General features: G+C 58.1%; 8 protein-coding genes and 2 pseudogenes. 1 reads left to right on the top strand and 9 read right to left on the bottom strand.

Annotation, left to right across the window (positions count from 1 at the left end; genetic code table 11):
• Window positions 1-25: 25 nt before the first annotated feature.
• The 7 genes and pseudogenes from ACS5Q8_RS29265 to ACS5Q8_RS29235 form a co-directional block, all read right to left on the bottom strand.
• A pseudogene (locus ACS5Q8_RS29265) lies at window positions 26-319 on the bottom strand (IS4 family transposase); the annotation flags it as partial.
• A 200-nt stretch (window positions 320-519) separates the two neighbouring features.
• Window positions 520-804, bottom strand: coding sequence for a hypothetical protein (locus tag ACS5Q8_RS29260; protein WP_465159703.1), 285 nt, complete (start codon window positions 802-804; stop codon window positions 520-522).
• On the bottom strand, window positions 804-1,004 hold the full coding sequence (locus tag ACS5Q8_RS29255; RefSeq protein WP_024647991.1) for a hypothetical protein: 201 nt from the start codon (window positions 1,002-1,004) through the stop codon (window positions 804-806). The genes ACS5Q8_RS29260 and ACS5Q8_RS29255 overlap by 1 nt, the downstream gene beginning before the upstream one ends.
• 239 nt (window positions 1,005-1,243) lie before the next feature.
• Complete coding sequence (locus ACS5Q8_RS29250; RefSeq protein ID WP_465159702.1) at window positions 1,244-1,702, bottom strand: DUF4279 domain-containing protein; 459 nt, start codon at window positions 1,700-1,702, stop codon at window positions 1,244-1,246.
• A 334-nt stretch (window positions 1,703-2,036) separates the two neighbouring features.
• Entirely contained in the window at window positions 2,037-2,345 is a 309-nt protein-coding gene (locus ACS5Q8_RS29245) for a DUF3630 family protein (protein ID WP_464704245.1), read from the bottom strand.
• Window positions 2,342-2,587, bottom strand: coding sequence for a hypothetical protein (locus tag ACS5Q8_RS29240; RefSeq protein ID WP_465159701.1), 246 nt, complete (start codon window positions 2,585-2,587; stop codon window positions 2,342-2,344). Before ACS5Q8_RS29240 ends, ACS5Q8_RS29245 begins: the two co-directional genes overlap by 4 nt.
• 378 nt (window positions 2,588-2,965) lie before the next feature.
• Window positions 2,966-7,507, bottom strand: a complete 4,542-nt coding sequence (locus ACS5Q8_RS29235) for a hemagglutinin repeat-containing protein (protein WP_465159700.1) — start codon at window positions 7,505-7,507, stop codon at window positions 2,966-2,968.
• Between the two features lie 211 nt (window positions 7,508-7,718).
• Between ACS5Q8_RS29235 and ACS5Q8_RS29230 the strand changes: the two are divergent.
• Window positions 7,719-7,976, top strand: a pseudogene (locus tag ACS5Q8_RS29230) (avidin-fold protein); the annotation flags it as partial.
• A 181-nt stretch (window positions 7,977-8,157) separates the two neighbouring features.
• Here ACS5Q8_RS29230 and pbpC read toward each other — a convergent pair.
• Complete coding sequence (gene pbpC, locus ACS5Q8_RS29225; protein ID WP_465159699.1) at window positions 8,158-10,455, bottom strand: penicillin-binding protein 1C; 2,298 nt, start codon at window positions 10,453-10,455, stop codon at window positions 8,158-8,160.
• A complete protein-coding gene (locus tag ACS5Q8_RS29220) occupies window positions 10,436-16,237 on the bottom strand; it encodes an MG2 domain-containing protein (protein WP_465159698.1) in 5,802 nt (1,933 codons plus the stop codon). Before ACS5Q8_RS29220 ends, pbpC begins: the two co-directional genes overlap by 20 nt.
• Window positions 16,238-16,305 lie beyond the last annotated feature (68 nt).

The following is a 16,305-nucleotide window of genomic DNA, read 5'->3' as shown; positions in this document are numbered from 1 at the left end:
GTGAGTTTTAGGAATGGGGGGATTACCAATCGACCAAAATCAGCGGATGCTTCAACGAGCCCAGCAACGCTCGTAGCATCACCCAGTAGTACAACGGGCGCTCTGATCTCAGATGCTGATTTCCCAGCAGACGGTCGACGCGCTTGATGGCATGTTTGGGATAGGCCTGACCCGGCATGGAGCGCCCGAGGCCCGTCAGTGTTAGGCGACGGCCCTGCAGTAACGAACTGACACAACTCACCAGCGTTGTCAGGCGGCGAGAATGGATTGAGGGGAGTACTTGAGCGAGCGCTCTGTGTAAAAATCGAATGGCCTGCATGGGTTCGGGATCTTAGTTTTGTGTGGTGCAAACCAAGTTGCCGACTCATGCAGGCCTCTTCAATAATTCCAACTTCTTGATTTTTTGTAAGAAAAATCGGGGATTCCTCAGGGTCTGACCCCTATTCCTCCCTCCACTGACCCCTATTCCTCCAGTGCGAGTTCTGCAATCGGGGCCAAGCAAAATATCTAAACATCAAGTTATGGATATATGCCGAGCCGCTCAAGCTCAGAGAAAAAATACTCCATACCTTCCCGCATGCTATCTGTATCTTTCCTTATTACAACATCGTTACTTTTCGACATATTTAAAATAAAAGTATAAATATTACGTTCTCTTTCACCATCCACCTTAAAGATGAAAAACCCCTTATTTCTCATCGCCACCAACTCTAGTATTTGAATAAACTCCTCTAGCCCGACGCTACTCATACTTGGCGAACCGAAACGGGCTGCATACTGTTCAGAAAGCTCATTGAAAGACATTAATCCAGCCCTCTTAATGCTTTTGAAATATCTTGGACATTAGTTAGCTTCCCCGTCGCAACCTTATCCACAACATTCCAAATAATTTGTTTTGGCGGGCCATCCACGCCGTTTTTTATAATCAACTGCTCAACCACCTCAACGGCAGTCCGCTTGTTCCCATTATCAAACAGATGCCCGCCAGCAATATCCCTGATCATTGAGCCAGCCTTATTATAAAAACCATCATAATTGGCAGCATTTGCAATAGCCGTATCAACTTCTCTAAATGAAACCGAACCGCCAAACTGTGAATTTATAGCAGTGATGTCGTCTGCACTTAAGCCGACCTTGAAACCACCAAGACCTGTTCCACTTGGAATGTTTGACGCTGAACTTAAGCCACTAGCAGCTAGATCATCTACCTTTCCGGCAGCGCCACCAGTTGCTTTTGCACCCTCTAATTTTCGGCAAAATAAATATCAAAAGACAACTCTAAATCCAGATCCGCCAAAGCGCGCATTTGCTCAGGCCAAAGTACTGGGCCGCTGTGCCCTAACAAAGAAAACCATACACACTTCAAAGTAACTTTAACACCATCCATCTCTTGAATTTTACTTAGTGATTCACGATGCGGATAAATAGTTTCGACCAGCCAATCGATATGCTCCCTGATATCTTTAGAGGATATATGACTTTCAGTAGACAGGAACCACATCGAGTTTTTTACCTCCCTGGTAAGCCCCCGACTATTTGTAACCTTTTCCCCAGCAAAATTTGCGACTGTAGGCTGAATCTGCAAAAGCTTAGTAATTTCGTCTGGATGAAATCCTCCGGAAAAAATCATTAGCCTGACATAGCACTCAGCGCAGGTTTCATAATCTGATGCTACAGGTGTAATTCTGGCTTTTACACTCATGGCAGATAATCCCTAATATTCCCGATAACCTCGCCAGTCTTACCTACATAATCGCCATTATCTAGTATTCGACCGTGAAAATTGTTAGGCAGTTTGCCGGCATCGGCCTTTAGTGCCTCAAGCGCTCTCCTCCACTCACGCGGAGTTAAGTTCTCACCAAAATATTCATTCAAGCCGTTGGCTGTGCTTTTGTTTAGAGTATTGCCCCCTGTTTGCAAAACATTAGGTACTCGGCCAGACGCACCTACACTGGAAGGAACAGGTAATGGTAGCCCTTCACCATCAACCCATTTCCCATTAATGAGCTGATTACCTTTTGCACCGAAGGACTAATTTAGCTTATCAAAACCTCTCTTAACCCCTCGATAAATCGGTCCCCTTCTTCACTTTGCGACTCCAAACTAATCATCACGGGAAAGTCTTCGTAAACCAATCGTAGGGGCTGGCCTTTAATAATCACCCCCCAAACCCTAGTATCAACAGAATCACTTCTACTAATGATGCTACCAGAGAAGAGCTTAATAAATTTCTCTGCATAATTAGGGAAACCTTCCCAGCCCACATCAGAAATCAGCTCCGCATACAGCCTTCCAGACTTCATGCGACCAAGAGCATAAACGTCCTCATCAATAAATCTCTTCATTGAAACAGGTCTCCACCGCCAGCCCGCGTAGAACTTTCAATTATTTGATCAAAAGTTTTACCTTTTTTAACTAGATCATCAAATCCGGGTCCAATTTTGTTGCCATATCGCTCCAAGTTTCTCGCATCAATGACATCAAGCATTTCAGGAGGCGTATATTCTCTGTACTTCATTTTCAGCTCGTTTCTTGCGCCATACGCATACTTTGCAACGTCTTCTGCACTAGCACCGCTAGCACGCATCTTGTCTACAGCCCCTTGTAAGTCGTAAACATCTTTAACATAGTTTTGCCGGACAGGAGGGAGATACCCGAAGTCTCCGTCAGCTTTAGATATAGCGTTATCCCAGGCAGGAGTCCCTTTTGCACCAACTCAATACCCGGCTTTTCTAAACTGGTCCCCAATATCCTTGAAAAGGAGCTTGAGGGGAAACCAATCTCCACGTTTCATTTGACACTATGCACTTGAACCATTTTTCTTCAAATCCTGGCCCCGCATAGCTGTCCTGAACAGGAGTCTGCTCTGTAATCCCAGATTTAACCTGTTCGGTGATCCAGGCAGAAAATCGTTCATACTCTCTAGGAGATGAAAACCCCTCTATAACTTCCCAATTACACTCATTCATTGCTTTATCCAAGAAGTGTCAATTTTGAAATCTTTCGGAAACAGCACCTGGTTACCACCCCCAACTAGTCCACCTTGAGGAGCAGCTACGCCTTCAAAATACTTAGTTCCTATAGGAACTTCAATTTTGACCACCTTTGTAGCAGTATTCCCCCATTCGGGTTTCAAAGCGCTGTCAATAATCGACTGGACAGGGCCTGCTGGCTTTGTCGCTGTCCAATAGCCACCTAGCTCCTGCGCAGTCCCACCATAAACACGATACAACGTGGTCGGTTGTTGAGTAACGACCTCTGAGTACGTACCGCTACGAAATGTGTCCGCGATTCCTTTCGGTAACGGGCCCTGATTCATAGGCCCAAACTCGGTAATTACCTTAGTTGTTGCTTTTGCACCGATTTCGCTTGTTGATCCTACTCCCCCCGACGGCTTCGGAGCCCCCCCTCCGAGCGCAGCGTAGGCCGCCATGTTGATACCATCCCCGACCGTTTTTTTCAATGCGGCCTCTAGCCAATCACACTTGCCCCCGCAATTGTCGATGATGTCTGCATAAAATTCGGCAGACTGTTCGTAGGCACCACCGACCATAGGGTCTTGGGTCTTGAGTTTCGTGTAAGCGTTTCTGCCGATTTCAATCTGCTCGCGCATCTTGGCTACACAAACGGTGTCACCGGCGTCCCAGCACCCTTTCAGCTTGTCGATATTTTCCGCGGACTCCTTGGCGATGTCCTTTCTGACAGTGAGTTCGCAAACTGGCTCCCCCTTGCAGCCTGCGTATCGAGCAGCGTAGGCATCAGGCCGCCCTTGGTTGAGGAAATTATTGTCAACAGCGTTTTGAGCCGTCCCCGCACCGGTCACAGCACCCGCAGCACTACCACCGGTAATCGCACCTGCCAATCCTCCCGCCAAGGTAGACAGTGCTGACACTGTTTGACGTTCGCTCTCTGTTAAATCGGCGGTTCTCTTATCTGGATACAACTGGTGGGCTATCAGCTCTCCGACACTTGCACCTGCTGCCCCGGCCAATGCCGAGTTACCCTGAGCTTTAGCAAGCACCGCTCCCCAAACGGCATGCGCCATCAGGTTCGCAGCATCGTCACCCTCGGTAGCCTTCTTGATGCGTTCAGCCACATAAGGCGCAGCTGCGCCCGCCAATGCACCACCAATGTTCCCAGCCAGAACGCCCTGTACAACGGCGCTGACCGCCTCAGCCGCTTTTTTGAAACTGCTACCGATGCCATAGTTCTGGCTGACCTGCTGGGCGATCTGATCGGGAGTCGGGTTGGTAATACCTTTCTCCAGCAACTGCTGACTAGCCGCCTTCGACTCATCACTGTTCGGATCCTTGGCGGCCTTCATCTTGGCCGTGGCAATTGCATCCGAGAGACCATTGACCAACTCCACGGAGCTACGAATCAGCTCCATGCGCTCTTCCATCGCCTTTTTGTCAGGGCGATCAAGCTTTTCGTTGGCGTTGGCAGTGTCACGGTTCAGGCCAACCAGATCATTGGCTCCTTCAGCGTTACGCACGATGATCGTGCCTTCGCTGACTGCACTTCGGGTCTTGCTACTGTCCGACTCACTGAGCGACATGCCTAACAGGCCGCCCAAAGCCGCAGTCGATGCACCCGCGCTGCTATAACTGGCGGAACCACTGACGCTGGCAGACGTACTCTTGATGTCACTCTTGTTCTTGATGTCGCTGGTTATCAATCGGTCGGTGCTGAGCAGGTTCTTGTTCGCCGTCGCATCACTGGCAATCACTGCCCCTTGAAGCGTGGTGTTGGCGCCGACAACGATGTTGTAACCACCATTGCCCGCAAACAGACCACTCTGATCCGTCACCGCCTGGTAGTTACTCTTCATGTTGCCGGCGGAAAGGCTTGCCGATGCCGTCACCGGAGCGCCATAACAGATCGGCGGAATGCAGATACTGGCGCCAAAACCAGCGCTGCCCTGCTTGTTCTTCTCGGTTTCAGAGTCCTGGCGCGAGGTGATATTCAGGTTGCCTTCAACCAACGCATCAATCTTGTTGGCTCGCACCTGCGCACCGTCAAGGGTGGTGTCTTTGCCGCTGTGCAAGGTCAGTGCACCGCTATCCAGCGTGGTATTGACCTGAGTGACCGAACCGCCATTGCCCATGCCCTTGGCGATCTGGGCGCCAAGGTCGATGGTAAAACCATTCTGCTGACCAATATTGAAGCTGGCGCCTATGGCGGTTCTGTTGTTGGAGTTGTTGTTTGCCCAGTCAGTGGTGTTCTGCGCGCTTTCCAGAATGATGTCGTTCTTGGAGGTCAGTGCAGTGTCGGCCGCTTTCAGGCTACTGCCGATGACATGGATATCACCTACCGTGCCCGGTGCCTTTCCCGTGGCTTCGATAGCAAGGGCCTGGCCTACGTTGAGCGAACTCTGCTTGGCTGTCTGACTTTCATATTCGCTGGTGCTTTTACTGTGAGTGAGCGCCGTTTCAGTACCGATTTTTATCAACGAGCCATTGCTGGACGAACTGCCTTTGTTATTGGCGTAATCCTTGACACTCCCGGAGACCGAATCACCCATACCATTCAGGTTGTAAGCAGCCAGCGCGGCCTGCGCCAGCTTCACCGCCTTGAGCTTGGGATCATCGGCGTTGTTCGCCGCCTTGATGGCGCCACGGATGGAATTGACGGTATCCACGACAGCGCCGCCCACCACTCGGCCTACTGCCAGGCTGCTGGACTTGTCGACACTGCTCTGGCTGGCGCTTTCCATACCAGCGGCAATATTGACGTTGGCCCCCGTCAGGCTCATGTTCCTGGTACTGACCAGATCGCTGGCGATTACGCTCAGCTCACGACCCGCAGTGAGTACGACATTGCCCTGGCTCGAACCGACGGTACTGCCAGTCAATGTCGTCTGAGCGGACTGGCCGGTATGGTTCTGACTGCTGATGGACAGATGCTGATTGCCGGTGATGTCATCAACGCCCAGGTTGTTGGCCGTCAGCACCCCGGTCAGGTCACGACTCTTCTGCTTGTGCATTTCACTATGAGTGAACGTGTTTTGCGCCGCATCAATCACCAGGTCACGACCGGCCTGCACCTTCAGGTCCTGGGTACTGACCAGTCCGGAGCCTCTTACAGTGACATCCTGCAGGGCCGCCACATCCACGGTGTTACCCGAAATAATGCTGCCCCTTGCCATGGTCTGCGTCTCAGAAACCGCATCCTGAACCTTGCTCGACTTCAAGCCACCCCAACTGCTTTTGCTCTTGCTGCTTTCATGCCGAGCACTTTTGGAGTCGGTGACCGCAACAATTTGCACATCATTACCGGCGACCAACTTGGCTGCGCCCTTTTCTGCGGCGACTTCACTCCCCTTGACGAGGAGATCATTGCCCGCCACCAGCGTGCTGTTCGTCCCACTGGTGACCGAGCTGGCCATATTGGTGGTACTGGCGATCTCATCCAGTCGACTCTTTTTACCCGAAGAGCTTTTCTTGACCTTGCTGTAGAAGCTGTAGTCTTCATTGGCCGCCGCTTGCAACGTCAGGTTTGCGCCCGCACTCAGGTAGGCCTCATTCCCTGCACTGACCTCGCTGGCTATCAACCCCAAGTCCTTGCCAGCTGTCAGCACCACGTTGCCACCCGCCGACACACTGGTCGCTACTTGTTGGGTGTGATCCTCCTGACTCGTCACCTTCTTCGTCTTACCGTACGAATGCTGCTCATCCGCCGCCGAAGCCAGGGTCAAATCACCCACCGCACTCATGCTCACATCACGCTTGGCAGCAATCTGACTGGCAATCGCGGTGACATCCCGGCCAGCGCTGACCTTCAAGTCTTGCCCTGCATCGACGGTCGAGCCGTATTGGGTAATGGTCTGGTTCGTATGCAAACCACGCACGCCGCTGGTGACTTGTTCAGCAGAGACAAGATTGACGTCACGTCCGGCAGCGATCGCGGTGTCCGTGCCGCTTTTGAGCACGCCGCCGGTGTTGTTGACGTCTCGCCCGGCGTTGACGGTCAGGCCGTTGGCGGCTTCGATACGGGCGGCGTTGTCGACGAAGTCAGTGCGTTCGGTTCGGTAGCCGCTGCTGCTTTCGTGGGTGGTGACAGTGCGTTCGTTGATCACGTCGCGGCCGGCCGTCAGTGAGACGTCGCGGCCGGCGATGACACCGCCAGCCTTGTTGATCAAGTCGTTGCCGGCCAGCAGGTCGAGACGATTGCCCGCTTCGACCAGGCCGCTGTTCACCAAGTCGTTGCCGGCTGTGGCGGAGAGGTTGTTGGTGGCTTTCAACGTGCCGGCGTTGTTCAGGTCTTTACCGGCGATCAGGGTCACGTCACGGCCCTGGATAAGGGCGCCGTTGGCGGCCAGGCGATTGTTGGCGTTGGCCAGGTACAGCACCGGCACCAGCACTTGCTCGCCGTTCACCTCGGCGTTTTCCATCCAGACAATGTCGTGGCTCAGGGCCGCGACTTGCTCGGAGGTCAAGCTGACACCAAGCGACAGGTTGAGCTCCTGTTTGCTGGCGACGGCGTTGTTCATCAAATACTTGAACATGCCCTCGTCGGAGGTCTGGCCGTCGATGAAGCGCTGGCCGGTTCGGGCGACTACGGCTTGCTGAATCAGGCTCTGTTCATAGAGACCATCACCCAGGCGCTTGGCGCTTTGCAGCTGTTCGGGCGATGTCTTTTGGTATCAATTACTTAACCCAGAAAATAATTCGGTGCGTCCATTGCTTGAATCGCAGGTAAAAAAACGCCATTAGCTTGTCGAAAGCAATGCCATTTCCGGCACTTACCAAGGCGGTCGAATCCGCATGGGCACGCAGGTCGGGCGCGTGACAGGCGCCGATACCATCGAGTTGCTGTATCAATGCCTGACGCTTGAGGGCGGGCTGCTGGCCGGTTGGTCGCGTGACACGGTAGGCCTGGATCAGGCCGGGCGGACCACCTTGAGATTCGTTTGGGGATGGTTGTCGGGCGCGACGGGCGGTGGGGAGTCCTTCTATGTCGAGCGTGTTGAATAGGTCAAAAATAATCAGAAAAAAAATCGGAAAAAGGTGAGGAAAATGACGCAGAAGTTCATATCCGGAAACCAGTGGCTGGAACCTATCTGGCCATCTCCTGGGCTCCCTGTCTGGTTTGCGCAGCTGATATTTCCAGATCTTCATCGGCGCTTTTACTGAGCCAGGCGACAGAGGCGCCCGATCACGGCACAAACTCCACCCTCAGCCCCCGGCTCGCACTGCGCCCCTGATCGTCACTGACCCGCAACCGATACTCCCCCGACTTGCCCGGTCGCCAATTCAGCGTGGATTGCGGCGGGGCTTGGCCGATCAGGGTCTGGTCGGCAAACCAGTACAACGTCGTCGCGTCGCTGGCCGCATTGGCATTCAGCGCAATGCTCTCCTGCGGCTGGGACAGGCGCAGTTGATAGCTCACCTGGGTCAGCGGCGAGCGGATCTGCGGGGCTTCGCTCTGGTCGCTGATGCGGTTGGGCTGGCAGTTTTTCATCACGTTGGGCGGCGTGCGTCGCGCCAGGCCGGCGGCGCGGTACAGGCGTTGTACGTCGCTGGGCCAGAACTCGAAGACTTCTTCGCGGGTGTACTGCGGGTCGAACGGCGGGCAGGCGGCTTTGCCGGTGCGGGTGTCGATCAGCACCGGGCGGTGCAGGGCGGACACGCGAATCGGTGAGACGCCGGGGATGTACCAGGTCTTGCGGGTTTGCGGGCACCAGCGGTTGGGCAACTCGCCGGAGGCCGCGCAGACGTCGATGCGGATCAGGCCGGGCGGCGGCTTGTCGGGTTTGATCTGCACGTTGGGCAAGGCCAGGGGCAGGGCGTCGGCAATGCGGAAGAACAGCGGCGCGGCGGTCTTGGCGCCGATGAACGCCGGGTTTGGTCGCCCGTCGAAGTTACCCACCCACACCACCAGCACGTAGGGGCCGACCAGGCCGGCGCTCCACGCATCGTGAAAGCCCCAGGAGGTGCCGGTTTTCCAGGCGGTGCGCCAATGCCGGCCGGGCAGGCCATCCGGGCGCGGGTTGCGGCGCAGCATGTCGCGCACCATGAAGGCGGCTTGGGGCGTCAGCAGCGCTGGGCCGCTGGCCTGGGGCTGTTCCTGCACATAGCGTAAGGCCCGCAGGTGCCCGTCGCCGGCCAGCATCAGATACAGCCGCGCCAGCTCTTCGGGCGTCATCTCGCCGCCGCCGAGGGCCAGGGCCAGGCCGTAATGGCTTTCTCCGCGCAGGCCCTTGATGCCGGCGCGTTGCAACAAGCCGTATAACGACGGCGACTTCACCTGGCTGGCCAGCCACACGGCTGGGATATTGCGGCTACGGATCAACGCGTCGCGCGCCGTCAGTGGCCCTACAAAACTGCCGTCGAAATTCTCCGGTTGGAAGTAGCCGAAGTTACTGGGTAAATCCTTGAGGATGCTCATGGGGTGGATCACCCCTTGGTCCAGCGCCAGCCCATAGAGGAACGGCTTGAGCGTCGACCCCGGCGAACGCCGCGCCAGCACGCCATTGACCTGGCCATGGATGCCTGTGGATAAGTAATCCGCCGAGCCCACCAGCGCCTTGACGCTCTGGTCGCGGCTGTCGATCAGGATCGCCGTGGCGTTTTCCACCCCCGTACCGCGCCGCTCGGCGATAAAGCCGCTGATCAGGCGTTCGAGCAATTGTTGCAAGGGCAGGTTGAGGGTGCTGTTCAACTCGTTACCCGCCTGGGACGCGAGCAACTGTTCGCTCAAGTGCGGCGCCAGAAACGGGATCTGCTGGCGGTTGCGCGCCTCAAGGGGCAAGTCCAGCAGGCTGTCGTTGCGCGGGTCCTGTGGATAAGTTGCGCGCCAGTCGTTCATCAAGCGCAGCCGCGCGTTTTGCAGCGAGGGCCCGAAGCGCGCACGCCGCCCTGGCTGCTGGGGAATCACCGCGAGTGCCAGCGCTTGGGACAACGACAACTGCGCCGCCGACTTGCCGAAGTAGATGCGACTCGCCGCCTCGGCGCCTTCGATATTGCCGCCCATGGGCGCCAGGTTCAGGTAGGCCTCAAGGATGTCGTGCTTGCTGTAACGCGCCTCCAGCCACAGCGCCAGGGCTATCTGTTGCAACTTGCCCGGCACCTGGCGGGTGTTAAGGTCCCACAGGCGCCGCGCCAGTTGCATGCTCAGCGTCGAGCCGCCCTGGCGCTGGCCGCCGCTGTAAGTGGCCATGGCCGCCCGCAGCAACGCCGGGGGATTGATCCCCGGGTGCCAGTAGAAATTGCGGTCTTCCTTGAGCAGCAAGGCCTCGATCAATGACGGAGAAATCCGCTCCAGCGGTAGCCATAAGCGATATTGCCCGTCATCCGCCAAGGTCATGCGCAACAGCGAGCCATCGTCGGCCAGCACCACCCTCGACGATGTCACCGCCTGTTCCAGCGGGGCATGCGGCCACAGCCGCAGCCCCGCCAGCAGTACCGCCGCTGCCAGCAGCGGCGTCAGGCGCTTAAGGCTTGGTAATTTCAAGCTGGCCTACTTTGCCGCGCCCTTGCAGGGTGGTTTCGTACATGCCTTCGGCGTAGGCCGGTGGCGTATTGAAGGTGCCTGCGTTGGTGGCGCGCACGCGGTACACGAAAGTGCCTACGTCACGCAGCGCAGTGCCGTACAACACCACCCGATCATCGCGCACGTCCACGTAGTCCGGCTGCCAGTTGCTCAGCTCGGTTTCGCCGATCGGCGCTTGCCAGGCTTCAGACGGTTCGCTGTCTTCTACGTAGTCAGCTTCCTCGCCTTCACTGCCCTCGGTGCTGGCGGCTTCCGGCTCCGGCGGCAAGTTATACACAGGCTCGACGCCACCGGGCAGCAGGTCGACCACCGCCACTTGCTGGACTTGATCGCGGTCGGTCGCCCTCAGGCGCAGGCGCACCAGGAACTCATCGCCCACCGCGACTTTGCTCACCGGCTCGCCTTTGAGGTCGAGGTACTCGTGGATAATTTCCAGGCCATTGTTGATCGGCTTGAGCTTGGCGCCTTTATCAAAGCCGGCTTCGCTGAGCATGTAGAAGGCTGCCGGGCCGTCGGATTTTTCCATCAGCAACTTTTGCGTGGCGCCAGGCACGGCGGCGCGCGGTGGCTGGCCGGCCATCTCCAGCAGTTGTTGCTGCTTGTCGCCCAGCCACGCGCTGGCTTTGAGGGTCATGTCGCTTTGCGCACGCTGGCCATAGTTGTCCAGGGCGCGCAGTAACAGCGCCGCCGACAGCGAGTTGTAACGTTGCTCGTTAAGGCGCTTGCCGAGTTTATCCAGCAGTGCTGTCGGCACATCGTCCAGCAGCTCGGGGAAGTGCCGCGCCAGCAGGTGCAGGTGTTCGGCGTCATGCACCAACGGGTCGTAATACAGGCCGTCGCTGTTCCACTTATCCACAAGCGAACGCCATGGGATCTTACGGAACAGCGTATCGGCCTGGCGATCCTGCTTGAGCAGCTTGTAGCTGGCGGCCAGGTAGGCGGCGCCCAGATCGTTCTGCCAAGTGTCCTTGAAGTAGCTCTCGTAGCGCTCACGGATGTCGCTCAACGCGCCGCTCACCAGAATTCCCTGACGGCTCAGCAGGTAACTGGCGTAGGCACGGTTGCGCAATTCCGACAGGCCTTCGCTCGGGCCGTTGGCCAGGTCCGTCAGATAAGTATTGGCCCGTACCAGCAGGTCTTCCGGCACCGGCAGCCCGCGTTCCTTGGCTTCGATCAGGAAGTCGGTGGCGTACAGGCTGGCATACGGGGCCACGTCGGGGTTGGCGGCCCACAAGCCGAAACCACCGGCCTGGTTCTGGCGCTGGCGCAACATCCGCACCGCGCTGGCAAAGGCTTGTTCGGCCTCGGGCGCGTTGCCACCCCAGATCAACGCCGGCATGGCCTTGGACACCAACTGCTCGGTGCAGGCGTAGCCGTAGTCATCCAGGTAATGCTTGAGGCCGTTGGCCCACACCAGCGGCGATGCCGCCACACCCAATTGCACATCACGCAGTTGGCTGAACAGTTCGCGGGTGGGCTTGAGCTCTTTGCTGGCGCTGTCGAAACGGCCCAGGCTCAAGGCCACACGATGTTCGCTCAGGGGGCGGATCGAGGTGGTTTCCGCCACCTGAATGCGCTTGCCGTTCGGCAACACGGCGATAAAGCGCAGATCCGCCGAGCCGAGGGTGTCGCCGACCTTGATCTTGAACTCGGCGGTGCCTTCCTTGCGCGGTTGCAGTGACAAGGTGCTGCCTTTGTCGCCCTGCACGTTGAGGCCGTCGCTGGTCTGCACTTCAAACTTCACATCCGCCGCCGCATCGAGGTTGCTGAACACCCCGGCGCTCACGTTGAACACATCCCCCGGCGCCACGAAAGCCGGTACGTTTGGCGTGATCACGAGCGGTCCGCGCACCTCGGTTGTGGCCTCGCTGACGCCCACGCTGTCGGCATCCACCGCGACTGCGAACAGGTGCAGCTTGCCGTTAAAACTGTCGGGCACCTGGTAATGCAGCACGGTGTCGCCGGCCGGCAAGTCCACCAGCCCGGACCACCAGGCCACGGGCGGCTGATGTTTACGCTTGAACGGGTTGAGGTGATTGGCCAGCGCGCCTTCGGTATCGCCACCGGGTGCTGCCCCACTGAGCAGGCGGCTGAATTCCGGCAGGATCAGGTCAAGAATCTGACTGGTGCCGACTTCAAGCGCACGCTTCTGGAAGAAGAAGCCCAACGGGTCCGGCGTCTGGTAGCGCGCCACTTGCAGGATGCCTTCGTCCACCGCATACACCACCGCACGGCCCGGGCGGTCGGCGTTGACCTTGATCTCCAGGGTCTGCCCCGGTTCGATCTGCGCCGGGCCGTCAACCTTCAAGGGCATGCGCCGCGCATCCAGGTTGATGCTGAACGGCACCACGCCATAGGACAGCGGGCTCATGTAAACCTCGGACGAACCGATGTCCCGCACGAACTGCACGTTGACGTAGGCATTGCCCTCAAGGCCTGCGGGCACGCGGATATGTTGCACGCTGTTGGTGCTGTCGGCCTTGAACCACTGCTGGGTGTAGACCTTGTCGCGCTCGATGGTGATCAAGCCCGCCCCGGTGTATGGCGCGCGGACACTGATAGCGATCTCATCCCCCGTCGCGTAACTGCGTTTATCCAGGCGCAGTTGCAGCTCGGCGTTGCGCTCCAGGGAGCGCGAGGTGTTGCCGCGCCCGGCCACGCTGTAGTCGATCTGGTTCAGCAGCTTGCCGTTGGCGTCTTTGAGTTGCAGGGTGAAATCGCCGGGAGTGGCGGTGTTCAGGGGTTGCTTGGCGCCGTCCTTGGTCATCACCAGCGGCGAGGTAGGCTGGCTGATGTTTTTGATCCGCGATTCATATTTGTAGGTACCGTTGGACTGTTTCACCAGCACCGAGACGTAGCGGTGCTCGACCACTTCGCTGGTCAGGCCGTCCACCGCCAGCGGCGTGAGATCCGGCGCGACGGCCAACCATTGCACCTGGCGTGGGGCGTCCTTGGCGACATACGACAGTGAGTCCTGACTTTTCACACCCACCAGGTAGGGCGCAGACGACACCAGCAACGCACTTTGCGCTGCCACATTGCGCCCGCCTTCGGCCTCGAACACCTGGGTCATCACCTGCAAGCGGTAAGTGCTGTTGGCGAAGCGTTGCAGGTTGAGGTCGAGCACGGCTTGGCCGTTGTCATCGACGGTGCTCTCGGCGAGGTCTTCGGTGCTGGCCTCTTCCAGCGCGTCGTTGAGGCGGAAGCGGTAATCGGGGTAACGCTCAAATGCCGCGAGCGTCGGGCTCAGGGACATCTTCGCCGTCACGCGCCGGCCGGCCGCCGGGGCACCGAACAGGTGCATTGCGCTGACCTTGGCCAGCACCTGGTCCGGTGCAATCCAGCCCTGCACTGGCGTGTCGTGCAGGCTCAGGCTGACCTTCATGCGGTCCGGTTCGAAGTCGCGGACCTTGAAGCTGACGCTGCCCAGGTCGGTGCGTGTCTGTTTCTCGCCGAGCAGTTGCAAGGTCGCGGTGTAATCCCCGGCGGGGGCCGCTTCGCTGCTGGGGAAATCAAAGGTTTCAGAACCGCTGGCGGACAGCTTCAGCGGCTGGCGAATCACTTCCAGGCCGCGCGGGTCGGTGATTTGCAGCTCCACCGGCAGGCCTTGCAGGGCGCCTTTCCAGTTGCCGCTGCGCACGATCATGCCCAGGTGCGCGGTTTCGCCGGGCCGGTACAGGCCACGGTCGGTGAACAGGTAGGCGCTGAGGCGATCGATCGCACCGTCTTCTTGCAAACCACCTACGTCAAAGCGCGACAAATCCAGCTGCTGGGACTGACGGGCAATCGGCAGGAAAGATTGGTCATTGCCGCGACTGACCACATACATCAGTGGCGTTTTCTCACGGCGCAGTTCATCGAGTTTGGCGAAATGCGCGTGGCCTTCGGCGTCGGTGTGGCCGCTGGCGACCGGCAAACCGTTACGGCCGATGATGTCGACTTGCGCGTCGGCCACCGGCGAACCGTTGCCGATGGACTGCACATACACGTCATGGCTGCCGTCGCTGGAGCGCTTGGCGATGATCCCGAGGTCCGTCACCACGATAAAGCGCAGGTCGCTGGTGCTGCTGCGGGAGTAGTCGAATGTGCGCTCGGCCGGGTCATCCTGTGGGCTGAGCTTGAGTACGAAAATACCGCGTCGGCCGCCGTTGGCGCTCAGGTAGCGGCTGAGATCGACGTTGTCGTAGACGGTTTTCGCCGGGTCGTTGGACGACAGCGGAATATCCAGTGATTGACGCTCGACCATGCGGTCGAAGTACTCATTGCCGAAGTTCGGCCGCGCAAAGCTGCCGCTGCTCTGGTCCACCAAATGTTGTAACTGGTTGGGCAGCAGGCGAGCAATTTCCACATGGGCACCGGGTACGCCACGGGCCATGAAGCCCAGGCGTTTTTCGCCGGTGAGGCTGAGCAAGGCGCCGTCAGACAGGAACTGCAGCGTGCGCGGATAGGCCGGCATGCTGATCAGCGACGCCGTAGGGTTTTTCGCCAGGTAGCCGCCGATGGCTTCCAGGTTGGCGGGCACGCGCACATACAGCGCCCGACCGGCCGGGGCCTTGAACTTGAACGCGTGCAGGGTGTTGAGCGGTTCGACGCTGGGCACGTGGGTCAGGTTGACCTTGGTACTACGGGCCAGCAGCGCGTCGTCGATGTCGTTGCTGTTATAGGGGCGCGTGTCGTCCTCAGCTTTTTCCGGCAACAGCCACGCCTGGACCTTACCGGCGATGGTGTCATCGGCTACGGCGCTGGAGCTGCTGAACATCAACACCGGCTCGGGTTCGCCGCGTTCGTTGTCGACAAAGCTCACTTCGGCAGCGGTAAACGTCAGGCGGTAGCGGCCGGGCACGGTGACTTCGGCCACCAATGGCGCGTTGCTGGCGTTGCCACCGTCACGGGCTTTGATGCCTTCGTCGAGCTTGGCGCTGACGGGCGTGCTTTCCAGTGGGGTGGCCAGGGCGGCGGAGCGGACATAGGCGTTGAGCTTGGACTCGTCGAAGGTGATTTCCGGGCGATTGGGTAATTGCGCGTCGCGGTAGGCGAGGCCTTTGCCGAGAATGATCGAAACCCGCTTGCGCAGGCTTTCTTCGTCGACCGGGTGGGAAAAGCGGAAAGTCGCCACCAGTTGTTTCAGCGTCGGGTTGGACGGGTCCTGATACAACTCGTTCTGCGAAAGGCTGGCGCGAAACGGCTGAGTGGAGAACTGGCCGTTGTACTCGCTGAGCAACACGCCGTCGGCGAGCAGGTTTTTCTTCGCCAAATCGAAGGTGTAATGGGCGTCGATGGGCCAGTCTTTTTCCGGTGTGAACAGCAACGTGTGGTCATCGGACCAGCGCCAGGCACCGGCCACAGCGGGTTTAAGGGTAATGCCTGCGGTGACCGGCTTGCCTATCGCCGCCAAGGGGGCGACGGACTCGGCAAAACGCACCTGCAGGTTATCCACAACGGCGGGTTGCTGGGTGTAGTCAGTCAGATTGGGTTTGTGCAGTGAATAACCCACGGTGTGCGGCTGCGGCAGGTTGGAGTACCAATGCCAGCCATAGAACCCGGCGGCGGCCAGCAGCACCAGGCCCAACACCGCGGCACCGGCCTGGCGCGGATAAGCACGGGCCTTGCTCGCCAGGTTCAGCCCGCCACGGCCGATGGCATTCAGCCAGAACGGCGGCCGCCATTGGCCGAACAGGGCACCCACCACAGTCATTAACGCACCGAACAAGCGGCGACAGATCGTTTTTAACGCGTCAAACATGGTGAGCATCCCTGGCTAAGTGCGACGTATCTTACACGCGTCTTTAAGACAAAAGATGAGGTCGATAC

Source organism: Pseudomonas sp. PAMC25584 (assembly GCF_058135675.1).
The sequence above is the reverse complement of the archived record's forward strand: the minus strand, read 5'-3'. Positions and strand labels throughout refer to the sequence as shown.